The organism is Kribbella orskensis, assembly GCF_004342085.1.
GTDB lineage: Bacteria > Actinomycetota > Actinomycetes > Propionibacteriales > Kribbellaceae > Kribbella > Kribbella orskensis.
In genome coordinates this window covers 233,704-256,330 of the sequence record NZ_SLWM01000009.1, presented here as the reverse complement: position 1 = coordinate 256,330, position 22,627 = coordinate 233,704, and the positions used below count along the sequence as shown (strand labels likewise).

The following is a 22,627-nucleotide window of genomic DNA, read 5'->3' as shown; positions in this document are numbered from 1 at the left end:
AACGACCATGCGCTTGTCCCCGCCGCGCTCAGCGCCGCGGGGACAAGCGCATTGTTACGGCCTGCGACTCCGCCTATCGGAGCTCCGGTCCGGCACTGCGCTGACTGGCCGCCGGCGAAGCTGTCGTGGCTGCGGCCCGGGAGCCGGTCGTCATGGCACCGCTCGCACTGCCGGCCTTCGCGACGCCACCGAAGGCGTGCCGGGCTGCCTCAGTTGTCGCGTCGTGCTGCCTCCCGCGTTCGCCGCCCAGTTGCGCGTAGGGGTGCAGACCGAAGTCCTGGACCAGCCGGCGGCAGACCTCGCGTCCGCGCACTGAGTTTCCGGCAGCGTCCAACCGCGGCGAGAACGTCACGACCGCGAGCCGCTTCTCCGGCACCACCATCATCACGTTGCCCGATACGCCGCTCTTGGCCGGCAGCCCGACTTGGCCGGAGAACTCGCCCGAGTCGTTGTACATACCGCTGTGCCCCATCACGGACAGGACCCGCCCGGCCGTCTCCTGGGAGAACACCCGCTCACCCGTGTACGGCGCGACGCCGCCGTTGGCCAGGGTGGCCCCCGCCGCCGCCAGCCCTCTGGTGTCGACCTCGAGCGAACAGACCGCGAAGTAGAACTCGGCCGCCTTCTGGGGGGCGTCCCGGTCCGTCGGGTCCACATTGAGCATCTCCTTGGCCGCCATCAGGTTGGCGAGACCACGGTTGCCGTGCCCGGTGTCCCGCTCGGCCAGAAACGTCCGGTGGTCGAACCCTGGCGAGCGGCCCATCATCCGGGTCCAGGTCTGCTCGACCTGGGCGAACCGCTCGGACACCTCGAGCTGAGGTCTGACCAGCGCGAGGGTCGCGATCGCTCCGGCGTTGATCATCGGGTTCTGCGGCTTCCCGGCCGCATCCAGGGACAACCTGGGATCGTTGAAGGTTCCGCCGCTCTGCTCCTGGCCCACCCACTTGTGCACCTCCGCCGAGCCGAACTGCTCCAGCGCCATGGCGTAGCTGAACGGCTTCGAGGTCGACTGCACGCTGAACCCGAGGCCTGTGTCGCCGATCTGGAACAGTTGGCCGTCCGCCGTACAGATCGCGATCGCGAACTTGTCCGGGTCGGCGTCGCGGAGCGTCGGGATGTACTGCGCGACCTCGCCGGACCGGTCCGGCAGCAGGTCCGCATAGATCTGCTCGATGCCGCGGGTGAGTTCCGCGAACTCCGCGGGCGACACCGCCAGCTCGCCCTGCAATGCCCGCCCGATCACCGGCTCCTGCACGGCCCTCGAGAACTGTTCGAAATCGAGCCACTCGGGCTGCCCGGGCTCGAAGCCGGAGCCGTTAGTCAGCGCACCGCTCAGCGCTCCAGTCAGGGCACGCTCGACCCGCGGATCGTCGCTCTGCAGCCCGGACTGTTTCAGCTCCTCGAGCAACTTCCACTTCCAGACCACGTTCGCCCGGTCGGTGTCGAGTGCGTCGAACAGGCTGCGCCGTGCCGTCTCCGACAGGTCCATCGCTGGTTCCTTCCGCTGGTGGCCAGATGAGGCGCGCGCGAAGCGGCCACTGCGCGACGACGGTGTCGGCCGAGCAGCAGCCTTCCCGGCAGATGTTTCCGAAGATGGTCCCTGTTGTTACGCAGATATCAAGGCGACCGCAGTGCCCACTGAGCGGCAAACTCATCACACAAGCTGGCTACTTGTATGATGAGTCGATGAACGATCGGATCCGCCACGTCAGCCTGTCCTCCGTCGTCCTTCCTCTCGATCACCCGGTCAGCGATGCCAAGGTGCTGACCGGGCGCCAGCGGCCGATGACCGAGATCGTGTTGCTGTTCGCCGAGATCGCCACCCGGGACGACCAGCACGGGATCGGGTTCAGCTACTCCAAGCGGGCGGGCGGACCGGCGCAGTACGCCCATGCCAAGGAGGTCGCGGACAACCTGCTCGGCGAGGATCCGTCGGACATCGGCCGCGTGTACGAGAAGGTGCTCTGGGCCGGCGCGTCGGTCGGCCGGTCCGGGGTCGCCACCCAGGCGATCGCCGCCATCGACATCGCCCTGTGGGACCTGAAGGCCAAGCGCGCGAAACTGCCGCTGGCCAAGCTGCTCGGTGCCTATCGCGACTCGGTGCGCACCTACAACACCTCAGGTGGATTCCTGCACGCGCCGATCGAGGAGGTCAAGGAGCGCGCATCGAAGTCCCTGGCCGCCGGCATCGGCGGGATCAAGCTCAAGGTCGGCCAGCCGGACAGCAGGATGGACCTGGCCCGGGTCCGGGCCGTCCGCGATCACCTCGGCGCCGGCGTCCCGCTGATGGTCGACGCGAACCAGCAGTGGGACCGCAGTACTGCGCTCCGGGTCGGGCGCGCGCTCGAGGAGTTCGACCTGGTCTGGATCGAGGAACCCCTCGACGCCTACGACGCCGAAGGGCATGCCCACCTGGCGGCCGACCTGGACACCCCGATCGCGACCGGCGAGATGCTGACCAGCGTTGCCGAGCACGTCCGGCTGATCGACGCGCGGGCCGCGGACATCCTCCAGCCCGATGCACCGCGGATCGGTGGAATCACGCCGTTCCTGCGGCTGGCGGCGCTGGCGGACCACCACGGTCTGCAGGTGGCGCCGCACTTCGCGATGGAGATCCACCTGCACCTGGCGGCGGCGTACCCGCGGGAGCCGTGGGTCGAGCACTTCGAGTGGCTCGACCCGCTGTTCAACGAGCGGCTGGAGACCGTGGACGGGCGGATGCTGGTGCCGGACCGGCCCGGGCTGGGCTTCACCACCAGCGAGCAGCGTGAGGCGTGGACCGTCGACTCCTGCGAGTTCGGGATCCGATGAGCGAGCTGGATCGGGAGACCGGTCGTGGGCTGGCGCACGAGTTGGTCGAGCGGCTGAGGGAGCGGATCCTCGGCGGGGAGATCGAGCCCGGGCAGAAACTGCCGCCCGAGAGTTCGCTCGTGAGCGAGTTCGGGGTCAGCCGCACCGTGGTGCGCGAGGCGATCTCCCGCCTGCAGGCGGCAGGCCTGGTGGAGACGTTCCAGGGCCGCGGCTCGTTCGTTCTCGACCTGCCGGAGCCGGCTCGCGAGTTCTCGCTCGACACGTCCCGGGTCCGCTCGCACCGCGATGTGCTGGACCTGCTCGACTTCCGGATCGGGATCGAGGTCGAGGCTGCCGGGCTCGCGGCGGTACGGCGTACCGAGCATCAGCTCAAGGCGATCGGCCGGGCCTTGGACGACTTTCGCCGTACTCGGCCGGGCAAGGTGGTCGAGGCGGACTTCACCTTCCATCTGAAGGTCGCGGCCGCCTCCGGGAATCGCTTCTACAGCGAACTGCTGGGATCCCTCGGCCCGATGATGATCATGTTGCCGCGCACCCGGCTCGACCAGTCGTACTCGGTGGCCGACCAAGCGCACTTCACCCGGGTGATCGTCGAGCACGAGAACATCCACGACGCGATCGCCCGCTCCGACCCCGAGGGCGCCCGCGCCGCCGCCCGGGTCCACCTCTCGAACACCCGTCACCGTCTCCAGGTGCCTTCGGCAACAACGGCTCCCACTGGCGGGTGAGGCCGGGCCAGGACAGAATGCGGAGATGCGCGTGATCGTGGTGGGTGCCGGCGTGATCGGGCTCAGCTGTGCCGTCCGGCTGGCCGAGTCCGGGTACGACGTCGCCGTGTTCGCGCGGGACCTGCCATTGGAGACGACCTCGGCGGTCGCGGCAGCGATCTGGTACCCGTTCCTGTCCGCGCCTGAGGACCGGGTGGCCGCGTGGTCGCGCGCGTCGTACGAAGAGTTCAGCAAGCTCGCCGAGTCCGAGCCCTCGGTCCGCCTCCGCCAGGGCCGCGAGTACTTGGTCGATCCGAGGCCGACCCCGGTCTGGGCGAGCGCAGTACCGGATCTGGAGCGGGTCGGGTCGCCTCCGCCCGGCTTCAGTGACGGTTGGTCGTTCACGGCGCCGGTGATCGAGATGCCGGTCTACCTGCCCTACCTGGTGAAGCGCCTCGAGTCCGCCGGTGGAACGCTCACCCGCGCCGCACTCTCGGCCCTCCCCACCGCGGCAGACGTGGTCGTCAACGCTGCCGGCCTCGGAGCTCGCCTGACCGCGAGCGACCCGACTGTGACCCCAGTGCGCGGCCAGGTCCTCACGGTCGAGCAGCCCGGTCTCACCGAATGGCTCATCGCCGACCGCAACCCCAGGGACCTCACGTACGTCGTGCCGCGTGAAAACGACGTGGTCGTCGGCGGCACCAACGAACCCGACAGCTGGGATCTCTCCGTCAACCAGCAGACCGCGGAACAACTCCTGGCCCGCGCGACCGACTTGATCCCCCAACTCCGCAAGGCCAAGATCCTTCGCCACCGAGTAGGCCTCCGCCCAGCCCGCCCCGCGGTCCGCTGCGAAGCCGTCCACGCCGGCCCTCAAAGGATCATCCACTGCTACGGCCACGGCGGCGCCGGCGTCACCCTGTCGTGGGGCTGCGCCGACGAGGTCCTCGACCTCGTCCGCGAGGCCGGCTGACCACCATGCAGACTGTCGTCCTGGACGGCGGGATGTCGAACGCCCTCGAGGACCGCGGCCACGATCTGTCCGACGCCCTCTGGTCGGCCCGGTTGCTCAGAGACGCGCCTGGCGAGATCGCGGCCGTGCATCGCTCGTACTACGACGCCGGGGCCGCTGTGGCGACCACCGCCAGCTATCAGGCGAGTGTGAGCGGCTTCGAGCGCGCTGGGGTCCCGCGCGATGAGGCTGAGCGGTTGATCGGGAGCAGCGTGACTCTCGCGCGTGAAGTGCGGGATTCGCTGGCTGACGATGGGGTTCGGCGGCTCGTGGCGGCGTCTGTCGGGCCCTATGGAGCGGTGCTCGCCGACGGGTCGGAGTACCGGGGTCGCTATGGGGTGAGTCGTGCTTTCCTGCGCGAGTTTCATCTGGCGCGGCTCGAACTGCTGGTTGCCGCTGGCCCCGATCTGCTCGCGGTGGAGACGATTCCGGACGTCGACGAGGCGGAGGTACTGGTCGAGCTGTTGAACGAATTGGCCTTTCCTGCTTGGTTTTCCTACTCTATCGAGGGCGACCGCACTCGAGCCGGGCAACCGTTGGAGGATGCCTTCGCGGTTGCTGGGCGGAGTACGGCGGTTGTTGCTGTTGGCATCAACTGCTGCGCGCCGGGCGACGTACAGGCTGCTGTGGAGACCGCGGTCGCGGTGACAGGGAAGCCGGCTGTCGCCTATCCGAACAGCGGGGAGGAGTGGGACGCAGGTGGTCGTCGCTGGACCGGTGGAGCGACATCCAGCGCGACGCTTGCGCACGGTTGGGCGGCTGCCGGCGCGACCTATGTGGGTGGCTGCTGCCGAGTCGGGCCGGGTGACATCAGTGCGTTGGCCCGGGCTCTAGACACCCAGGACCTGGCATAGAAGATCCAGGGCTCCGTTGTAGGAATGGTCTGGCGGGGTGCCGTAGCCGACCACCAGAGCCTGGCGAGCAGACGGGTCCGACTTGAACCGGTAGCTGTCGAGCGAGGCCACCTTCAGACCTTGTCTGGCCGCACGGTCGACCATGTCCTTCGCCTCACCCTTTACGTCGAGCAGCACGTGGAGGCCGGCCGAGATGCCGGCCACTCTGACTGCGGGGGCACGGACGGCCAGGAGTTCGACCAGGTGGTCTCGGCGGCGGCGGTAGTGGAGGCGGGCACGGCGTACGTGGCGGTCGTAGTGGCCGGCGGCTATGAACTCCGCGAGGATCAACTGGTCCAACGTGGCCGTCAGGAGGTCCGCCGTGCGCTTCGCGGCGAGCACCGGCTCCATCAGGTGTTCCGGCAGCACCATCCAGGCGAGACGCAGCCCGGGCGCGAGACTCTTGCTCGCGGTACCGGTGTACGCCACGCGCTCGGGATCCAGCGCCTGCAAGGCGCCGACGGGCTGCCGGTCGTACCGGAACTCCCCGTCGTAGTCGTCCTCGATCAGGATCGCGCCCGTCTCGCGCGCCCACTCGACAGCCGCCGTACGCCGGTCCGGAGCGAGCGGAACTCCGAGAGGCATCTGGTGCGCCGGAGTAAGTAGCGCGGCCTGGCCCGTGAGCAGATCAGCCCGTACTCCTTGCTCATCCACCGGCACCGGGACCGGGTCGAGGCCGCGCGACCGGATCACGTCCCAGTGCAGGTCGTAGCCGAACTCCTCGACGGCAATCGTGGTCGCGCCCTGCGACGCGAGCACCTCGCTCAGCAGATTCAGCGCCTGCACATACCCCGAGCAAATCAGGATGCGCTCCGGATCAGCCCGTACTCCGCGCGCCCGGGCGAGGTAGTCCGCGATCGTCCGCCGCAGCTCGATCCGCCCGCGCGGATCGCCGTACCCGAAAGCCTCGTTGGGTGCCGCCGGCAACGCCTTCCGGGCCGCCGCCAGCCACTCACTGCGCGGAAAGGTGGACACATCCGGCGACCCGGGCGCCAGGTCGTACCGCCACTCGGTTGCCGTCGGCAACTGGCTGGTAGAGGCGCCGTGGTCAGCGGACGTGGCGCGGTCGGCGACGGAGGTGCGGTCCGCGACGGTCGTACGGTTGGCGAAAGTGGTGCGGTCGGCGTAGGTGGTGCGGTCGGCGACTTGGGTGCCGGAGCCCTGGCGGGCGGTCAGCCAGCCTTCGGCGACCAGCTGGCCGTAGGCGTCGGCGACTGTGTTGCGGGCGATCCCGAGGTCCTTCGCCAGGGATCGCGACGACGGCAACCGGGTGCCCGGCGCCAGGCGGCCGCTCCGGATCGACTCGTGCAGGGCCTGGATCAGGTCATTTCGTCCACGCCTCGCTCCGAGGTCCAGATGCAGGTCGGCTCCCGTCCCCACCGCCTCTGCCGCATCAGCCGCCGGCACGGAATTGGCCCCTGGATCTTCCATGGAAGTGGACCATACACCTGGGCCGATTCACGCCTACCGTGGTTGTCATGAGCACAGCGACCCACCGCAGAGTCAAGATCGCCACCCACGCGCCCGACTTCTACCAGGCCCTGATCGCCCTCGACGCGCAGTCCACCACCGGACTGGACCCGCTCCTGGTGAACCTGGTCCGGATCCGCGCGTCCCAGCTGAACGGCTGCGCCTACTGCCTGGACATGCACACCATCGACGCCCGCCACGAGGGCGACTCCGAGCAGCGGCTGTACCTGCTCAGCGCCTGGCGCGAGGCCCGGAAGTTCTACAGCGAGAAGGAGCAGGCCGCGCTGGAGCTGACCGAGGCGATCACCCTGATCAGCGTCGACCATGTCCCGGACGACGTGTACGAGATCGCCGCGAACGCCTTCGAGGAGAAGGAACTCGCCCAGCTGATCGGCCTGATCATCACCATCAACGCCTGGACCCGGGTCGGGGTCACCGGGCGGATGGAGCCCGGCCACTACAACCCGAGCTGACGGCCATGACCGCCGTAGCCTTCCGGGCGATGCACCACGGACCTACTCCCCTGGTGCTGCCGAACGCGTGGGATCCGGTCAGCGCACGGGCGATCGCCGAGGCCGGCTACCCGGCGATCGCCACCAGCAGCGGAGCGGTCGCGCGGGTGATCGGGTACGACGACGGGCAGCTGACTCCGCCGAAGGAGATGTTCGCCGCGGTCGCCCGGATCGCCCGGGCGGTCGAGGTACCCGTGACCGCGGACCTGGAAGCGGGGTACGGGCTGCCTCCGAAGGAGTTCGTCGAGCGGGTGCTCGAGACCGGCGCGGTCGGCTGCAACCTCGAGGACTCGCTCGACCGGGAGATGGTCGAGGTCCAGCGCCAGGCGGACTACCTGGCCGAAGTACGGGCGGTCGCCGGAGCGGATCTGGTGATCAACGCGCGGATCGACACCTTCTTGGTCAACAAGAACCTGGAGGAGGCCATCGCCCGCGGCCGGGCCTACCGGCGTGCCGGAGTGGATTGCGTCTACCCGATCGTCGCTCCGCTGCCGGTCCTCCCGACGCTGGTCGAGGAGATCGGCGGCCCGGTCAACGCCCACGCATTTCCGGACGGCCCGACCGCCGCCGAGCTGATCGCCCTCGGCGCGACCCGGATCTCGTACGGCACCAGCCTCCACACCTACACCACCGAAGCCCTCCGCCAACTCCTGCCGAACCTCACCTAGAGCGGAAGGACTCGGTGCTCAAGGAAGGGTGATGACCAGCCGGGAGTCGTGGCCCTTGCCGAGTTCGGGATCGCCGCCGCGCACAAGGACCGAGTGCTCGTGAACGGTGGCGCGGTAAAGGCGGAAGATCGCCGGAGCGACCAGTTCGGAGGGCGGGAAAGCGCGCGTGTCCGGGAGCTTGCTGTTGTAGATGGCGGCGGCTGCCTCCAGCTCCTCGTCCGGCACCTGCTGAGCGGTGGCCTTGCAGTAGACAGCCTCGGCAGTCCCGACGACGGCATGCGTGTCGAAGATCGCGATGCTCACCTCGGGCCGGCCGGCGATGTTGCGCGAGTGCTGGGTGTCGGGCGAGGAGACCCAGTAGAAGTCCGTGAACTCATGCGGTGTGAAGAAGACCGGACTCACCCACGGAGTACCGCTCTCGTCAGCCGTGCCTAACGCCATGTACAGGTTGTCGGTGATCAACTGGCGGGCGGTCTCGACTCGGTCCGGCATGACTCCTCCTCAGGTCAGTCCGAGCAGCCGTTTCGTCTCCGCCCGGCACGTCAACCATGCCTGGTGGTAGGGGTCGATCAGCTCGAAGTGCCCGATGTCCGGCAGTTCCGTCAGCTTGACGTCGTCCCCGGCCTTCGCGGCGGCCGCGCGGTACCGGCGGCTCTGGTCGAGCGGCACCTGCCCGTCCCGGGTCCCGTGCACCAAGGCGACCGGCACCTTCAACGGCAAGCGCTCGTACGGCGACGCCAGCTCGTAGCGTGCCGGATCCTCCTCGGGCGTCGCACCGACGAACGATGCGATCGCGTCCCCACCAAGCTGGACGTCGTAGGCGTTCACCAGATCCAGTACGCCGGCCTGCGACACCGCACCGACCAGTACTACACGCGGCGAGGCACCCGGTGCTCCCGCAGGAAGGCCCGGGCGACTCGCGGCCCAAACGGCCAGGTGACCACCAGCGGAGTGCCCGACCGCGACAACCTTGTCGAGATCAGCCCGAGGGTGATCCTTCAGAGCATCGATGGCCGCGGCGACATCCTCGAAGGTCGCCGGCCATCCGCCGCCGTTCCCCATCCGCCGGTACTCGATCGCGTACCCCGCGATCCCCACCGTGGCCAGGTCCTTCGCGAGCGGCGTGGCGAGTTCCATCCCGTACCCGCTCATCCAGAACCCGCCATGGATCACCACCGCGACCGGCACCTTGCCATCCCCCGCCGGCCAATGCAGCTCGGCCACCTGCGAGTCGTCGTCGCCGTACCGCACGTCGACCGGCCCTGCCGACGTCGCACCTGACCCCGCGCTCGAGTCTTCTGGATCGGCTCCACACCCAGCGAGTCCGCCGGCACCCGTCAGCCCAGCGAGGCCGGCGAGCGCGCCGGCGGTGAGCAACGTGCGGCGAGTCATCATGAGGAGAGGTCCGGCCCCACGGCAGCCCAGGATCGGTGAGGATGATGACCATGAGCACCTACCGCGCGCGGTTCGACGCAACAGTCACGTTCACCAACGGAGGCGGTCTGCAGGCGCAGGGCTTCTTCGTCGACGTCCCGTCTCCGGACGTCACGCCCGGAGAGGTCGGCACGCTGTTCCTCGACTCGCTCGGGCTGTTGATGGCCGGTGACGTCGTGCTCGACAAACTGGAGATCGTCGAGGCCGCCCACAAGGGCACGCGCGGAGGCCCGGCCGCCGCCGGTACGCCGATCGGCGGGCGGCCGGAGTACGTGGAACTGAGTCACGTGATCCGGGACAGGATGGTGACGCTGCCGAACCTCCCGGGGCCGGAGCTCGGCAAACACCTGACCAGGGAGGCATCGCGGGAGATCTACGCGCCGGGGACCGAGTTCGACATCGGCCGGATCTCGATGGTGACGAACACCGGCACCTACCTGGACAGCCCGTTCCACCGGTATCGCGACGGGCACGACCTCACCGGCTACACGCTCGAGCGAACCATCGACCTGCCGGCGGTCGTCGTGCGGGTGGAGGACAGCGGCCGACTCACGATCGACGCCGTCACGCTCACGCCGTACGAGGTCGAGGGGAAGGCGGTGCTGCTGCACACCGGGGACGACGCGCGCTTCGGCACCGCGCAGTACGTCGAGGACGCGCACTTCCTGACCCGGGACGGCGCCGAGTGGCTGATCGAGCGCGGCGCGGTGCTGGTCGGGATCGACGCGGCCAACATCGACGACATGACCGACGGCACGCGCCCGGCGCACAGCCTGCTGCTGGGCGCGGGTGTCGCGATCGTCGAACATCTGACCAATCTGGCACAGGTCCCGCCCCTCGGCGCCACCTTCACCGCCACCGCTCCCCGGATCGAGGGTCTCGGCACCTTTCCGGTCCGGGCCTTCGCCACGATCCGCTGAAACTCGAATCGCTGAAACTCGAATCGCTGAAAAGGCCTGCCGAGGATGTAGAGATGGTGCGGTCGGCTTCGTCCCCCTGATGTAAGCAAGTCCAGCAGACGAGAGGAAGCACACCGTGAACAGCACCGAGATCGCCGAGATCCTGGCCAAGCCGTACTCCCAGCAGTTGCTGACCGGCGCCATCCCGGCCCGGTTCTCCTACGTCGGCCTGGACGGTGACCCGCGCGTCGTGCCGATCGGCTTCCTCTTCGACGGCGAGCGCCTGCAGATCTTCACCGTGCCGAAGGCCGCCAAGGTCAAGGCCCTGCGCAAGAACCCCCGGGTCGCGCTCACCATCGACACCGAGGGCTTCCCGCCGAAGGTCCTGCTGATCCGCGGCACCACCGAGCTGAAGCTGGAGGACGGCGTACCGGAGGATTACATCATCGCCGGGGCCAAGGTGATGACCGCCGACCAGCACCAGGAATGGACGGCCGGCGTGAAGGCCCTGTACGACCAGATGGTCCGGATCACCGTCACCCCGGACTGGGTCAAGCTGCTCGACTTCGAGACCACCATCCCGAAGGCGGTCGCGGACCTGATCGCGGAGAAGCAGCAGGGTTAGAGATGGTTCGCGTGGCGGATGACTTCGACGACGCTGGACATCATGCCGGTGAGGTCGTAGTCCTTGGGGGTGTAGACGGCGGCTACGCCGGCGCCGAGCAGGGTGCGGGCGTCGGCGTCGGGGACGATGCCGCCGATGACGACCGGGACGTCCTCGAGGCCGGCTTCGCGGAGGCCTGCGACGACCTGGGGCACGAGCTCCATGTGTGAGCCGGACAGGATCGACAGGCCGACGCAGTGCACGTCCTCCGCGACGGCCGCGGCGACGATCTGCTCGGGGGTCAGCCGGATCCCCTGGTAGATCACCTCGAAGCCGACGTCACGAGCCCGTACCGCGACCTGTTCCGCGCCATTCGAGTGGCCGTCCAGACCGGGCTTGCCGACCAGGAACCGCAACCGGCCGCCGAGCTCCTCCGAGGTCGACGTCACCTTCGCCCGCACGGCCGCGATCGCCTCGCCACCACCGGAGACCCCGACCGAGCCGGAAACCCCTGTCGGCGCACGGTATTCGCCGAACATCTCCCGCAGTACTCCGGACCACTCCCCCGTCGTCGCACCGGCCCGGACGCAGGTGAGAGTCGCCTGCATCAGGTTCTCGGTGCCCTTCGCGGCCTCGCGCAACTTCCCGAGCGCCTCCTCGACGGCCTTGTTGTCGCGCTGGGAACGCCACTCCTGCAGCGACTTCAGCGCGGCCGCCTCGGCCTCGGGGTCCACCGCCTGGATGGCGGCGTCCAGGTCGGCGGTCAACGGCGACGGCTCGGTGTTCTCGAACTTGTTGACCCCGACAACCACCTGCTCGCCGGACTCGATCCGCTGCCGCCGCTCGGCGTGCGACGCGACCAGGGCCTGCTTGAGGTAGCCCGACTCCACCGCGACCACGGCGCCGCCCATCGCCCGGACCCGGTCGATCTCTGCCTGCGCGCCGCCGACGAGTTCGTCCACCTTCGCCTCGATCACGTGCGACCCGTCGAAGATGTCGTCGTACTCGAGCAGGTCGGACTCGTAGGCGAGCACCTGCTGCATCCGCAACGACCACTGCTGGTCCCACGGCCTGGGCAACCCGAGCGCCTCGTTCCAGGCCGGCAACTGAACTGCCCGGGCCCGCGCGTTCTTGGACAGCGTCACGCCGAGCATCTCCAGCACGATCCGCTGCACGTTGTTCTCGGGCTGCGCCTCGGTGAGCCCGAGCGAGTTCACCTGTACTCCGTAGCGAAGGCGGCGCGCCTTGGCGTCCGTCACGCCGTACCGGTTGAGGCAGACGTCGTCCCAGAGCCGGACGAACGCGCGCATCTTGCAGGTCTCCTCGATGAACCGCACCCCGGCGTTCACGAAGAACGAGATCCGCTGCACCACGTCACCGAACCGCTCGGCCGGCACCTGTCCGCCGTCCCGCACCCGGTCCAGTACTGCGATCGCCGTCGACAGGGCGAACGCCAACTCCTGCACGGGGGTCGCGCCGGCCTCCTGCAGGTGGTAGCTGCAGATGTTGATCGGGTTCCACTTCGGCACGTTCGAGACCGTGTAGGCGATCAGGTCCGTCGACAGCCGCAGCGACGCGTCCGGCGGGAAGGCGTACGTACCGCGGGACAGGTACTCCTTGACGATGTCGTTCTGGGTCGTTCCGGTGAGCTCGTCCGGCAGCGCGCCCTGCTCCTGCGCGGCGACCTGGTAGAGCGCGAGCAACCACATCGCGGTCGCGTTGATCGTCATCGAGGTGTTCATCTGCGCGAGCGGGATCTGGTCGAACAGCGCGCGCACGTCACCCAGATGCGCGACCGGTACGCCGACCTTGCCGACCTCGCCCTTGGCCAGCGGGTGGTCCGCGTCGTACCCGGTCTGGGTGGGCAGGTCGAACGCCACCGAGAGCCCCGTCTGGCCCTTGGCCAGGTTCCGCCGGAAGAGTGCGTTCGACTCCGCGGCCGACGAGTGGCCGGCATACGTCCGCATCACCCAGGGGCGATCAAATGCCCTCCCCGCCCCACCACCCCGGTCCTTCTCGGTCGTCATGTACCCGAGAGTAGGACTGTGTGCCCTTGTGAGTCCCTACCTCGTGACGGGTGTCACCAGCGGCCTAGGTCACAACGAAGACTCCGCCCCGGGAGGGGCTGTCAGGCGGAGATGGGAAGGGGCAGCCGCTCCACGTTGAGGATCCGGTGCAGGCGGGTGACCGCGAGGATGCGGACGACTGACGGGACCGGGTGGCGGAGGACCAGTTGGCGGCCGAGGAGTTGGGTGCGGCGGTGGGTGGCGACCAGCAGGCCGAGGCCGGTGGCGTCCATCGCGTCGACGGCACCCAGGTCGACGATCACGTCGCCCGCGGAGTTGTCGATCAGGTCGTTCAGGAGTTGGCGGACGTCGCCGACCGAGCGGACGTCCAGCAGTCCGGACAGCCGGACGATGTTCTCCTGGCTTCGTACTGCGTCATGGGTCGGTGCAAGCATGTCCGCGCCCTCCGCTCTTCCGGCGACCCCCGAATGTCGGCCGCTGCAGCGTGTGTTGGTAAAGACTCCCTGGCGACCCGAAAGGTTGCCAAGGGGTCGAGACCTTCCATTTCGCGAGACAATGGTGTCTGTGTTCGCCGACCAGTACTTCCTCTTCCCGCTGGTGGCCATCGCGTTCGCCGGCGGCATGGTGCTGCTGACCCGCTGGGCCTTCTCCAAGGCCAAGGGCGGCTCCTTGGTGCGCCGTACTGATTACTCACCGGCTGAACGCGACACTTTCGGACTGCTGGTCGACGTCCACACCGTCCGGACCTACAACGAGGCGCGGGTCAGCGTGTCGATGCTGAAGGATTTCGGTGTCAAGGCGACCGCGGCCCGGACCAAGGACGGCTGGTCCGTCTACGTCTGGCCGGCCGACGAAGCCGCCGCCCGCGGCTTCCTGAAGGCTCGCTGAGCCCGGTTTGCTCACATGCTGGGCGTGATCGCGCCCACTTCGTGAGCTGACCGCACTTTTTTCGTCACAACGCTCCCCGGGCGTGTCATCCGGAGAGCGCTCCCGCGCGTCTTGACCCCGGGGATCGAGGGGTACGAGAAGGGGTCTGGGGACATCGGACAAGAACAAGGTGAACCGGAGGGTGGCACCGCCGCCACCGGATCGGGAGGTCCCGCCGGAGGCACCAGCGTGAGGAGTTCGATGACGCCCGACCTCGCCCTGGCGACGCTCGCGTTGCCCGGCCGGTCCCTGGCGACCCCGACTGCGCCTGCCACGGCGGCGCCGTACGAGGATGCATCCATCCTGGAGGCCTCGGCCCGCGAACCGGATCGCTTCACGCTGATCTTCGACCGCTACTTCCCGCAGGTCCACTCGTACGTCGCTCGCCGGCTGGGCACGGACATCGCCGACGATCTGGCGTCCGAGACGTTCCTGATCGCCTTCCGGCAGCGAGCGAGGTTCGACAGCCGCAGCGGCGTGGTCCGGGCCTGGCTGTACGGCATCGCCACCAACCTGATCCGCCGGCACCGCCGCGACGAAGTACGGGCTTGGCGTGCCACTGCCAGGCTGCCGCTGCCGACGGCGTCGGGGAGCCACGAGGAGCGGGTCGCCCAGCAGGTCACCGCGCAGGCGACAAGTGGGCAACTCGCGGCAGCGCTGGCGAAGGTGTCCGCCAGGGACCGCGAAGTACTGATGCTCGTGGCGCTCGGGGAACTCTCCTACGACGAGGTCGCGGCCGCGCTGGGCATCGCCTACGGGACGGTGTGCTCACGCCTGTCCCGGGCCCGGCGGGTGGTCCGGGAGAACCTCGGCCACACCGACCCGACTGCCGATCGCGACGGGGACTGACATGGACGAGTTGCACAAGATCCGCGCGGCGTACCCCGAGCAGCCCGGCCCATCGGCCGAGGTGACCGCGCAGGCGCGGCAACAGGTCCAGGCGCTGGCCCGCGAGGCGGCGGCAACTCGCCAGACGGCAACGGCGCGCGGGGCGGCGACGGCGCCCGGAGCGGTGATGAGTCGGCGGCGCGATCGGTGGCACGCGGCAGCCCGGTCTGGTCGGGTCGGGGTGGCGCTGACCGCCACGGCGGCGGCCGTGGCGCTCGCCGCGCTGGCGACGCCGTTGATCCTGTCCCCCGGCTCAGGTCCGGACGCCACGCCGGTGCCGAGCACCGTGACGCCGACGCCGCGGCTGATGACGGCCAGCCAGGTGTTGATGGCGGTCGCGGTCAGGCAAGAGGTCGACGCGAAGGTGTCGGGCAAGTACTACCGCGTCCGCAGCCTGCAGATGCGGGCGACCACCGAGGTCGGTGCCCCTGGCAAGAAGTACCACCTCGAGCGGCGGAACATCACCGAGAGCTGGATGCCGATGAAGCAGGGCGTCGAGTCCTGGTTCGGCTGGGTCGACCTCGGCGCGCGCCCGGCAACACCCGCCGACACAGCCAGGTGGAAGGCGCAGGGCTCGCCCAAGTCGTGGCAACTCGACCACGAGGTGGACCCGGTCACGATGGCGGCGGGTGAGCCGACCATCCGCAAGATGACCTTCGCGGAGGTGCCGCCGGGGTACTACCTGAGCGGGATCAAGCCGGTCACCGCCCAGCAGATCCAGGCGTTGCCGACCGATCCGGTCAAGCTGCGCGCGGTGCTCGCCCGCGGCGCCGAGCCGGGTGCTTCGGCGGGCGAGATCGACTACGTGGTGTTCAACGCGGCGGGGCGACTGCTCTTCGAGATGCCGTCGCCCCCGAAGTTGCGGGGTGCCGCGCTGCGGGTGCTGTCCGAGCTACCTGGCACGCAGTACAAGGAGAACGTCAAGGACCCGATCGGCCGGAGCGGCACCCGGATCACCATGGCGTGGCCGTCCTCGGTGAAGGGACCGACCGCCCGCAAGACCGTGTTCGGTGACGGCGGCACCAGCTACATCATCGAACCGACCACCGGCCGGCTGCTCAGCTCCGAGACGACCGGCATCAAGCGCGGCGCGAGCGTGGTCCTCGAATCCGGCTGGACCGACGACTCCCCCAAACCCCCCTCGCCCGCAATCCGCTGACCGGGCTCTTGGCCGTCGCCGGGCAACGCGCGGAAACAGGAGGCGCGGACGGACCGGGCCAGCCACAATTCAGGCATGTTGCTGGTACCGGGGGACCCGCTGAACCCGCGCCGGGTGGATCCGCACTTCGCGCCACAGGCCGCTGCCGCGCGGGAGCTGGGGATCACCGTCGCGCGGATGGACCATGACGCGCTGGACCGGCCGGACGAGGCGGTCGCGGGAGTGCCGATGGGCGACGACGCGGTCTACCGCGGCTGGATGATGTCCGCCGAGGAGTACGAGCGGATGGCCAAAGCGCTCGACGCGCGCGGAGTCACCTTGCGGACCAACGGCGAGGAGTACCGCGTCGCCCACGAGCTCCCCGGTTGGTACCGGGCCTTGCGTCCCCTGACCCCGGAGTCCGCCTGGACCGACGGGCTGGATCTCGCCGGACTCGATGCCGTGGCCGACCACCTCGGCGGCGGCCCCGCAGTACTGCGGGATTTCGTGAAGTCGATGAAGCACTACTGGGACGAGGCCGCGTTCATCCCCGACGTCGCGGATCGGGCCGCCGTACGCCGGGTCGCCGAGCGGTTCCTGGAGCTCCGGGGCGACGCGTTCACCGGCGGGTTCGTGCTGCGGCGGTTCGAGGAGTTCACCGGCGCGGAGGCGCGGACCTGGTGGATCGGCGGTCGCTGCGCCCTGGTCACCCCGCACCCGGACACCCCCGACCAGCTCCCCGGCGGGCTCGACCTGGTCGAGGTCGAACCACTCGTCGCGAACCTGTCGCTCCCCTTCGTGACGGTCGACCTGGTACGGCGTACCGACGGCGCCTGGCGGATCGTCGAGCTCGGCGACGGCCAGGTCAGCGACTGGCCGGCCTCCGGGGACCCCGCGGACCTGATCGGCGCCCTGTTCTGACTCCGCAGCTCTGACTCCGCAGCTCTGACTCCGCAGCTCTGACCGCAGCTCTGCCGCTGCAGCGCCCGGTCCGGCTGCCCTGGCCGCGTACGGGACAATGGAACCGATGACGCTCACCGAGAAGCTGCCGGACTCCACCGATCCCGATGCCCTGTACGACGCCTTCGCCACCTGGGTGGGCGAGCAGGGCATCTCGCTGTACCCGGCGCAGGAGGAGGCGCTGATCGAGGTGATGACCGGGTCGAACGTGATCCTGTCCACCCCGACCGGTTCCGGGAAGAGCCTGGTCGCCACCGGCTCGCACTTCGCGGCCCTCGCCAACGGCCGGCGGACCTTCTACACCGCGCCGATCAAGGCGCTGGTGTCGGAGAAGTTCTTCGCCCTCTGTGACATCTTCGGCGCCGACAAGGTCGGCATGCTCACCGGCGACGCGTCGGTGAACGCCGGCGCCCCGATCATCTGCTGCACCGCCGAGGTGCTCGCGAACGTCGCGCTGCGGGAGGGTTCCGCCGCCGACGTCGGCCAGGTGGTGATGGACGAGTTCCACTTCTACTCCGAGCCGGACCGCGGCTGGGCCTGGCAGGTGCCGCTGCTGGAACTGCCGGACGCCCAGTTCGTTCTGATGTCGGCGACGCTCGGGGACGTCGAGCGGTTCAAGATCGACCTGAACCGGCGGACCGGCCGGTCGACGGCGATCGTCTCGTCGGCCGAGCGACCGGTGCCGCTGGTCTACAAGTACGTCACCACGCCACTGCACGAGACGCTCGCCGAACTCCTGATGACGCACCAGTCTCCCGTGTACGTCGTCCACTTCACGCAGGCCTCTGCCCTGGAACGCGCCCAGGCGCTGACCAGCATCAACGTCTGTACGAAGGAAGAGAAGGACAAGATCAAGGAGCTGATCGGGCACTTCCGCTTCAGCCCGGGCTTCGGCAGGACGCTGCAGCGGCTGATCATGCACGGAATCGGCGTCCACCACGCCGGCATGCTGCCGAAGTACCGGCGGTTGGTCGAGCAGCTCGCGCAGGCGGGGTTGCTGAAGGTCATCTGCGGCACCGACACCCTCGGCGTCGGGATCAACGTGCCGATCCGCACCGTCCTGCTGACGGCTCTGAGCAAGTACGACGGACGCCGGCAGCGCATCCTCAAGGCGCGCGAGTTCCACCAGATCGCCGGCCGCGCGGGCCGCGCCGGGTACGACACGTCCGGCACGGTCGTCGTCCAGGCGCCGGATCACGTCGTGGAGAACGTCAGGTTGCTCGCAAAGGCCGGCGACGACCCGAAGAAGCAACGCAGGGTCCAGCGCAAGAAGCCGCCGGAGGGTTTCGTCACCTGGGGTGAGGACACCTTCGACCGGCTCGTCGCCGCCGAGCCCGAACCGCTGCAGTCGAGGATGCGGGTCAGCCACGCGATGCTGCTGAACGTGATCGCCCGCGACGGCGATGCGCTCGCGAGCATGCGGCACCTGTTGCAGGACAACCATGAGGACTCGAAGGCGCAGCTCAGGCTGATCCGGCGGGCGATCCAGATCTATCGCACGCTGCTGACGGCGGGCGTCGTCGAGCGGCTGGACGAGCCCGACGAGAACGGCCGCACGCTGCGGCTGACGGTCGACCTGCAGAAGGACTTCTCCCTGAACCAGCCGCTGTCCACCTTCGCGCTGGCCGCGCTGGACCTGCTCGACCCCGAGGACCCGGTGTATGCACTGGACGTGGTGTCGGTGGTCGAGGCGACGCTGGAGGACCCCCGCGCGATCCTGATGGCGCAACTGCACCACGCCAAGGGCGAGGCCGTGAACTCGATGAAGGCCGACGGCATCGAGTACGACGAGCGGATGGAGCTGCTCGAGGAGATCAGCTGGCCGAAGCCGCTCGAAGAGTTGCTCGAGGCAACCTTGGAGATGTACCGGCAGACGCACCCGTGGATCGCCGAGGCCGGGCTGTCCCCGAAGGCCGTGGTCCGGGACATGTTCGAGCGGGCGATGACGTTCGGCGAGTACATCCAGTACTACGGTCTCGCGCGCTCGGAGGGCATCGTCCTGCGGTACCTGAGCGACGCGTACAAGGCGCTCCGGCAGACCGTGCCGCCGGACAAGGTGAACGAGGACCTCACCGACCTGATCGAGTGGCTCGGCGAAGTGGTCCGGCAGACCGACTCCAGTCTGCTCGACGAGTGGGAGGAGCTGACCAACCCGACCACCGCGGAGGTTGTCGCCCCCGTCCCGCAGGGCCCGCGCCGGATCACCTTGAACAGCAGGGCTTTCCGGGTGCTGGTCCGCAACGCGATGTTCCGCCGCGTCGAGCTCGTCTCACTGCACCGCTGGGCCGAGCTGGGCCAGCTGGACGCCGAGTCAGGCTGGGACGCGGGCCGCTGGGCCGAAGCCGGTACTGCGTACTACGCGGAGCACGGCGTACTGAACACCGGCCCGGCAGCCCGTGGTCCGGCGCTGTTCATGGTCGAGGAGCACCCGGGCTACTGGCAGGTCCAGCAGATCATCGACGATCCCGAGGGCAACCACGACTGGCGCATCACCGCCACCGTCGACCTGGACGCCTCCGACGAAGCCGGCGACCTCGTCCTGGAACTGGTGTCGTTCAAGCCGCTGTAGCCACGGCGTTCAAGCTGATGTAGCCACGGCGTTCAAGCTGATGTAGCCACGGCGTTCAAGCTGATGTAGCCACGGCGTTCAAGCTGCTGTGGCTACAGGCGTCTGCAACCGGCGGATCTCCTTGGCGAACATGGGCAGCGCCGACAGGGCGATGCCGACGCTCCCGATGGCGACTGCGGCGGTGGTCCCGAAGTTGGCGCCCAGGACGCCGCCCAAGGCCGCTCCGATCGGCAGAACGCCGAAGGTGAAGGTGCGGTAGGCGCCGTTGCTTCGCGCCAGCGTGCTGCGCGGGATGAGGAGCTGGCGAATCGTCACGGACAACACGTTCGCGCTGCCGAGACCGATGCCCGCGCCGAACTGCACGGCACCCAGCAGTACTCCGAACAGCACGCCGCGGCCCGGCAGCAGTGCGAGCAGGAGCGGCAGACCAGTCGACAGGACGAGCGAGGCCCCGAAGGCGCGGCCGTAGCCGAGTCTGCCGGCCAGGCGCAGGCCGAGCATCGCCCCGACGAAGGCACCTGCTCCTCCGGCACTCAAGGCCAGGCCGTATCCGCCTGCCGACAATCCACGGTCCTTCACCGCCAGGATCACCAGGTTGACGACCAAGATCTGCGCCGAGGCGTTGTAGACCGCGGCATGCACTGTGAGGGAGCGCAGGAACGGGCTCACCCTGAGCTGTCGCACTCCCTCCCACAGGCTCGCCTTCTGCTCGGCTGCAGCCGGTCGGACCTCCGGCCTCCGGGCACCTGCGACTCCTAGCGCGCTGGCGAGATAGGAGACGGAATCGACGAGTAGGGCCAGGGCAGGCCCCAGCAGCTGCACCAGGAGGCCCGAGATGCCGGGACCACCGACCTGCGAAGCAGTGGTCGACCCCTGGAGTGCTCGATTGGCCGCCGGGAGGTCCTGCTCGGCCACGAAGTCCGGGAGATACGCGAAGGAAGCGATGTCGAAGACGACACTCGCGGCTCCGACGACGAAGCCGACGATCACCAGCAGCGGCAGGCTGAGGCTGTCGAGCGCCCAGGCGATCGGGACTACCGCGACCGCCGCGGCCCGGAGCACGTCAGCCGCGACCATGACGCCTCGCTTGCGCCGGCGCTCCAGCCAATGCCCGGCGAGCAACGGGAGCGCGGCGCTCGGCAGATAGGTCGCCGTCGCGATCGCGCTGACGCCGGCCGCGCCCGCGTCCAGGGTGAGCGCGGCCGTCAGCGGCAGCGCGACAGCCGTCACCTGGGTGCCGACAGCCGAGATCGTGTGCCCTGTCCAGAAACGCCGGAAATCCCGGTCCTTCCTCACCATCGTTACCCCTACCTCCACCTCATCCGGTAACAGCGTTACCGAATCATGCCCCGATGGCGGTAACCTCGCAACCATGATTCAGCCAGGCGCGCGCACCCCGGCCCCCGAGCCGCTGGTGCTCGTGCAGGACCTGGCGAACACGGTCGATCTGGAGCTGGAGCGCGATCAGCTGCGCTCCCCCGCGGACCTGGCGTCCTTCGCGGCCGAGCACGGGTTGCGGCTCACGTTCAACGCAGACGACCTGGCGGAGGTGCTGGAGTTCCGCGAGGCGGTGCGGGATGTATGCCAGGCCCATGCCGGTGTGGACGTGTCGGCGGCGTCGGGCGCAGTACTGGAGCGGCGGTTGGTCAGGGCTCCGCTATGGCTCACTCTGGGCGCTGACGGCAGCGCTGTCGTTCAGCCGGCCGCGGACCTCAGCGGCCTTGATGCGCTCGTCGCGAGGATGGCTGCCGACATCGCCGGGGCCGTGGTGGACGGCACCTGGCGGCGGCTGAAGGCGTGCGCGGCCGACACCTGCCGGTGGGTCTACTACGACCGCAGCCCGGCTGGCCGCAGTCGCTGGTGCACGATGGCGCTCTGCGGCAGCCGGAACAAGATGCGTCAGTACAGGGCTAGGACCTAGCCGGCCACTCCACCTCGACCTCACACGGCTCTTCATAGTCCACACCGGCGACGTCGAACCCGTAGAGCCGACGGACCTCGCTGTAGAACCACTCAGTGTCGGCGACGTCCGCGATCGTCTCCTGGGTCGCGGCGTCCCACTGGGCCCGTACTGCGGCCTGCACGTCGTCGGCCAACTCCCAGCGGTCCAGGCGGATGCGGCCGTCCTCGTCGAGGTCCAGCGGCTTCTCACCGGTCAGCTGGTCCCACAACGCGATGGACTGCTGCATAGGCGTCTGCATCTGCTCACCGAGAACCTTGTGCAGCAGGCTCACGTACAGCCCGATCCCCGGGATAGCGGACGACGCCTGCGTGACTGCGGCGCCATTCACCGACGTACGGGCCTCCACATCGTCCCGCTTGCTGAGCGCCAGGGCTGTCTGCTCCAGGTGGGCCTTGGCCGCGCCGATCGAGCCCTGGCGGTAGATCGGCCCGGTCAACTCCGAACCGATGTAAGTCAGAGCCACCGTGCTGAACCCGTCCTTGAGCAGCTTGCGCTCCTCCAGCGCGTCCACCCAGCGGGCCCAGTCCTCACCGCCCATCACGGCCACCGTCTCGGCCACCTCCTCGTCGGTGGCCACCTCGATCCCGACCTCCTGCAGTACCGGCTGGCCATCGTCGTACGCGAGGCTCTTGGTCTGCGCGGACTGCCCGATCGCCTTGATCGCCGACTGGTACGTCGTGTCGGTGCGCGGGTCGACCCGCCGGGGCGCGGCGACGCTGTAGATCAGGTAGTCGACTCCCCCGAACTTCTCCTGCAGCAGGTCGAGCACCTCCGACTTGGTCGTGTCGGCGAACGCGTCCGCGTTGACGAAGTGGAAGTCGCTGCCCTGGTCCTCGGCGTAGGCCGCAGTGGCTGCCGTGCGATACCAGCCGGCAGTGGCGGTACGACGTACGGTCGGGGCCTTCTCGAAGGAGACACCGATCCCGTCGATCCCATACCGAGCCAGCCCGGCCAGAGTCGCCGCCAGGCCGTACCCGGAGCTGGAACCGATCACCAGCGCAACCGGCCGCTGCTCAGGCTTACGAGCCTCGACGTGCTCTGTCAGGCCCTTGACCAGCTCGGCACAGCCGACCGGATGCGAGTCGAGAAAGAGGAAACCACGGCCGACGGGCTTGATCAGGCGGTCAGTCATGCGACCGACCCTA

The 22,627-nt window shown here is 69.0% G+C and carries 22 protein-coding genes; 14 read left to right on the top strand and 8 right to left on the bottom strand.

Going from position 1 to position 22,627, the window contains the following annotated elements:
- Nucleotides 1–73: 73 nt before the first annotated feature.
- Nucleotides 74–1,489: a glutaminase A gene (glsA, locus tag EV644_RS24595; RefSeq protein ID WP_132190897.1), complete on the bottom strand. Its 1,416-nt coding sequence runs from the start codon at nucleotides 1,487–1,489 to the stop codon at nucleotides 74–76.
- Between the two features lie 197 nt (nucleotides 1,490–1,686).
- Here glsA and EV644_RS24590 point away from each other — a divergent pair, with 197 nt between their 5' ends.
- The 4 genes from EV644_RS24590 to mmuM are packed head-to-tail and all read left to right on the top strand — an operon-like array spanning nucleotide 1,687 to nucleotide 5,384.
- Complete coding sequence (locus EV644_RS24590; protein WP_132190898.1) at nucleotides 1,687–2,811, top strand: L-talarate/galactarate dehydratase; 1,125 nt, start codon at nucleotides 1,687–1,689, stop codon at nucleotides 2,809–2,811.
- The gene (locus tag EV644_RS24585; RefSeq protein WP_132190899.1) at nucleotides 2,808–3,539 is read left to right on the top strand and encodes a FadR/GntR family transcriptional regulator; all 732 of its coding nucleotides are present in this window, start codon (nucleotides 2,808–2,810) and stop codon (nucleotides 3,537–3,539) included. Before EV644_RS24590 ends, EV644_RS24585 begins: the two co-directional genes overlap by 4 nt.
- Before the next feature lie 25 nt (nucleotides 3,540–3,564).
- Nucleotides 3,565–4,491: an FAD-dependent oxidoreductase gene (locus EV644_RS24580; RefSeq protein WP_132190900.1), complete on the top strand. Its 927-nt coding sequence runs from the start codon at nucleotides 3,565–3,567 to the stop codon at nucleotides 4,489–4,491.
- 5 nt (nucleotides 4,492–4,496) lie between these two features.
- Nucleotides 4,497–5,384, top strand: a complete 888-nt coding sequence (gene mmuM / locus EV644_RS24575) for a homocysteine S-methyltransferase (RefSeq protein WP_132190901.1) — start codon at nucleotides 4,497–4,499, stop codon at nucleotides 5,382–5,384.
- On the opposite strand, the gene pdxR is transcribed toward mmuM, so the two are convergent.
- A complete protein-coding gene (gene pdxR, locus EV644_RS24570) occupies nucleotides 5,361–6,854 on the bottom strand; it encodes a MocR-like pyridoxine biosynthesis transcription factor PdxR (RefSeq protein WP_132190902.1) in 1,494 nt (497 codons plus the stop codon). The two genes, mmuM and pdxR, sit on opposite strands and share 24 nt — an antisense overlap.
- Nucleotides 6,855–6,901: 47 nt before the next feature.
- Here pdxR and EV644_RS24565 point away from each other — a divergent pair, with 47 nt between their 5' ends.
- A complete protein-coding gene (locus EV644_RS24565) occupies nucleotides 6,902–7,366 on the top strand; it encodes a carboxymuconolactone decarboxylase family protein (protein ID WP_132190903.1) in 465 nt (154 codons plus the stop codon).
- Between the two features lie 5 nt (nucleotides 7,367–7,371).
- Entirely contained in the window at nucleotides 7,372–8,073 is a 702-nt protein-coding gene (locus EV644_RS24560) for an isocitrate lyase/PEP mutase family protein (protein ID WP_132190904.1), read from the top strand.
- 18 nt (nucleotides 8,074–8,091) lie between these two features.
- Here EV644_RS24560 and EV644_RS24555 read toward each other — a convergent pair whose 3' ends face one another.
- On the bottom strand, nucleotides 8,092–8,565 hold the full coding sequence (locus EV644_RS24555) for a pyridoxamine 5'-phosphate oxidase family protein (protein ID WP_132190905.1): 474 nt from the start codon (nucleotides 8,563–8,565) through the stop codon (nucleotides 8,092–8,094).
- A 9-nt stretch (nucleotides 8,566–8,574) separates the two neighbouring features.
- Nucleotides 8,575–9,468, bottom strand: a complete 894-nt coding sequence (locus EV644_RS24550; protein ID WP_241998680.1) for an alpha/beta hydrolase family protein — start codon at nucleotides 9,466–9,468, stop codon at nucleotides 8,575–8,577.
- A 50-nt stretch (nucleotides 9,469–9,518) separates the two neighbouring features.
- On the opposite strand from EV644_RS24550, the gene EV644_RS24545 reads away from it, so the two are divergent.
- Entirely contained in the window at nucleotides 9,519–10,427 is a 909-nt protein-coding gene (locus EV644_RS24545) for a cyclase family protein (protein ID WP_132190906.1), read from the top strand.
- A gap of 115 nt (nucleotides 10,428–10,542) precedes the next feature.
- Nucleotides 10,543–11,031 (top strand): pyridoxamine 5'-phosphate oxidase family protein, encoded by a 489-nt coding sequence (locus EV644_RS24540; protein WP_132190907.1) that lies wholly within the window; start codon nucleotides 10,543–10,545, stop codon nucleotides 11,029–11,031.
- Here the strand turns inward: EV644_RS24540 and EV644_RS24535 are convergent.
- A complete protein-coding gene (locus tag EV644_RS24535) occupies nucleotides 11,028–13,037 on the bottom strand; it encodes a protein meaA (protein ID WP_132190908.1) in 2,010 nt (669 codons plus the stop codon). The genes EV644_RS24540 and EV644_RS24535 overlap by 4 nt on opposite strands.
- Before the next feature lie 101 nt (nucleotides 13,038–13,138).
- Entirely contained in the window at nucleotides 13,139–13,471 is a 333-nt protein-coding gene (locus EV644_RS24530; protein ID WP_132190909.1) for an STAS domain-containing protein, read from the bottom strand.
- 121 nt (nucleotides 13,472–13,592) lie between these two features.
- Between EV644_RS24530 and EV644_RS24525 the strand changes: the two genes are divergently transcribed.
- The 5 genes from EV644_RS24525 to EV644_RS24505 all read left to right on the top strand — a co-directional run bounded on the left by EV644_RS24525 (nucleotide 13,593) and on the right by EV644_RS24505 (nucleotide 19,519).
- Complete coding sequence (locus tag EV644_RS24525) at nucleotides 13,593–13,925, top strand: hypothetical protein (RefSeq protein WP_132190910.1); 333 nt, start codon at nucleotides 13,593–13,595, stop codon at nucleotides 13,923–13,925.
- Between the two features lie 240 nt (nucleotides 13,926–14,165).
- On the top strand, nucleotides 14,166–14,813 hold the full coding sequence (locus EV644_RS24520) for an RNA polymerase sigma factor (RefSeq protein WP_132190911.1): 648 nt from the start codon (nucleotides 14,166–14,168) through the stop codon (nucleotides 14,811–14,813).
- Between the two features lies 1 nt (nucleotide 14,814).
- Nucleotides 14,815–16,011: a CU044_5270 family protein gene (locus EV644_RS24515; protein ID WP_132190912.1), complete on the top strand. Its 1,197-nt coding sequence runs from the start codon at nucleotides 14,815–14,817 to the stop codon at nucleotides 16,009–16,011.
- A gap of 75 nt (nucleotides 16,012–16,086) precedes the next feature.
- Nucleotides 16,087–16,911 (top strand): ATP-grasp domain-containing protein, encoded by an 825-nt coding sequence (locus EV644_RS24510; RefSeq protein WP_132190913.1) that lies wholly within the window; start codon nucleotides 16,087–16,089, stop codon nucleotides 16,909–16,911.
- Between the two features lie 106 nt (nucleotides 16,912–17,017).
- The gene (locus tag EV644_RS24505) at nucleotides 17,018–19,519 is read left to right on the top strand and encodes a DEAD/DEAH box helicase (RefSeq protein ID WP_132190914.1); all 2,502 of its coding nucleotides are present in this window, start codon (nucleotides 17,018–17,020) and stop codon (nucleotides 19,517–19,519) included.
- Between the two features lie 78 nt (nucleotides 19,520–19,597).
- Here the strand turns inward: EV644_RS24505 and EV644_RS24500 are convergent, their stop codons facing one another.
- Nucleotides 19,598–20,818, bottom strand: a complete 1,221-nt coding sequence (locus EV644_RS24500) for an MFS transporter (RefSeq protein ID WP_158292917.1) — start codon at nucleotides 20,816–20,818, stop codon at nucleotides 19,598–19,600.
- 73 nt (nucleotides 20,819–20,891) lie between these two features.
- Here EV644_RS24500 and EV644_RS24495 point away from each other — a divergent pair, with 73 nt between their 5' ends.
- Nucleotides 20,892–21,440, top strand: coding sequence for a CGNR zinc finger domain-containing protein (locus tag EV644_RS24495; RefSeq protein WP_132190916.1), 549 nt, complete (start codon nucleotides 20,892–20,894; stop codon nucleotides 21,438–21,440).
- Here the strand turns inward: EV644_RS24495 and fabV are convergent.
- Nucleotides 21,430–22,614 (bottom strand): enoyl-[acyl-carrier-protein] reductase FabV, encoded by a 1,185-nt coding sequence (gene fabV, locus EV644_RS24490; protein ID WP_132190917.1) that lies wholly within the window; start codon nucleotides 22,612–22,614, stop codon nucleotides 21,430–21,432. The genes EV644_RS24495 and fabV overlap by 11 nt on opposite strands.
- Nucleotides 22,615–22,627: the final 13 nt, after the last annotated feature.

What these genes read in the sequence shown, in the direction of transcription:
- glsA (WP_132190897.1), bottom strand. Translation starts at nt 1,489, where the DNA reads ATGGACCTGTCGGAGACGGCACGGCGCAGCCTGTTCGACGCACTCGAC.
- EV644_RS24590 (WP_132190898.1), top strand. Translation starts at nt 1,687, where the DNA reads ATGAACGATCGGATCCGCCACGTCAGCCTGTCCTCCGTCGTCCTTCCT.
- EV644_RS24585 (WP_132190899.1), top strand. Translation starts at nt 2,808, where the DNA reads ATGAGCGAGCTGGATCGGGAGACCGGTCGTGGGCTGGCGCACGAGTTG.
- EV644_RS24580 (WP_132190900.1), top strand. Translation starts at nt 3,565, where the DNA reads ATGCGCGTGATCGTGGTGGGTGCCGGCGTGATCGGGCTCAGCTGTGCC.
- mmuM (WP_132190901.1), top strand. Translation starts at nt 4,497, where the DNA reads ATGCAGACTGTCGTCCTGGACGGCGGGATGTCGAACGCCCTCGAGGAC.
- pdxR (WP_132190902.1), bottom strand. Translation starts at nt 6,854, where the DNA reads ATGGAAGATCCAGGGGCCAATTCCGTGCCGGCGGCTGATGCGGCAGAG.
- EV644_RS24565 (WP_132190903.1), top strand. Translation starts at nt 6,902, where the DNA reads ATGAGCACAGCGACCCACCGCAGAGTCAAGATCGCCACCCACGCGCCC.
- EV644_RS24560 (WP_132190904.1), top strand. Translation starts at nt 7,372, where the DNA reads ATGACCGCCGTAGCCTTCCGGGCGATGCACCACGGACCTACTCCCCTG.
- EV644_RS24555 (WP_132190905.1), bottom strand. Translation starts at nt 8,565, where the DNA reads ATGCCGGACCGAGTCGAGACCGCCCGCCAGTTGATCACCGACAACCTG.
- EV644_RS24550 (WP_241998680.1), bottom strand. Translation starts at nt 9,468, where the DNA reads ATGATGACTCGCCGCACGTTGCTCACCGCCGGCGCGCTCGCCGGCCTC.
- EV644_RS24545 (WP_132190906.1), top strand. Translation starts at nt 9,519, where the DNA reads ATGAGCACCTACCGCGCGCGGTTCGACGCAACAGTCACGTTCACCAAC.
- EV644_RS24535 (WP_132190908.1), bottom strand. Translation starts at nt 13,037, where the DNA reads ATGACGACCGAGAAGGACCGGGGTGGTGGGGCGGGGAGGGCATTTGAT.
- EV644_RS24530 (WP_132190909.1), bottom strand. Translation starts at nt 13,471, where the DNA reads ATGCTTGCACCGACCCATGACGCAGTACGAAGCCAGGAGAACATCGTC.
- EV644_RS24525 (WP_132190910.1), top strand. Translation starts at nt 13,593, where the DNA reads ATGGTGTCTGTGTTCGCCGACCAGTACTTCCTCTTCCCGCTGGTGGCC.
- EV644_RS24520 (WP_132190911.1), top strand. Translation starts at nt 14,166, where the DNA reads ATGACGCCCGACCTCGCCCTGGCGACGCTCGCGTTGCCCGGCCGGTCC.
- EV644_RS24515 (WP_132190912.1), top strand. Translation starts at nt 14,815, where the DNA reads ATGGACGAGTTGCACAAGATCCGCGCGGCGTACCCCGAGCAGCCCGGC.
- EV644_RS24510 (WP_132190913.1), top strand. Translation starts at nt 16,087, where the DNA reads ATGTTGCTGGTACCGGGGGACCCGCTGAACCCGCGCCGGGTGGATCCG.
- EV644_RS24505 (WP_132190914.1), top strand. Translation starts at nt 17,018, where the DNA reads ATGACGCTCACCGAGAAGCTGCCGGACTCCACCGATCCCGATGCCCTG.
- EV644_RS24500 (WP_158292917.1), bottom strand. Translation starts at nt 20,818, where the DNA reads ATGGTGAGGAAGGACCGGGATTTCCGGCGTTTCTGGACAGGGCACACG.
- EV644_RS24495 (WP_132190916.1), top strand. Translation starts at nt 20,892, where the DNA reads ATGATTCAGCCAGGCGCGCGCACCCCGGCCCCCGAGCCGCTGGTGCTC.
- fabV (WP_132190917.1), bottom strand. Translation starts at nt 22,614, where the DNA reads ATGACTGACCGCCTGATCAAGCCCGTCGGCCGTGGTTTCCTCTTTCTC.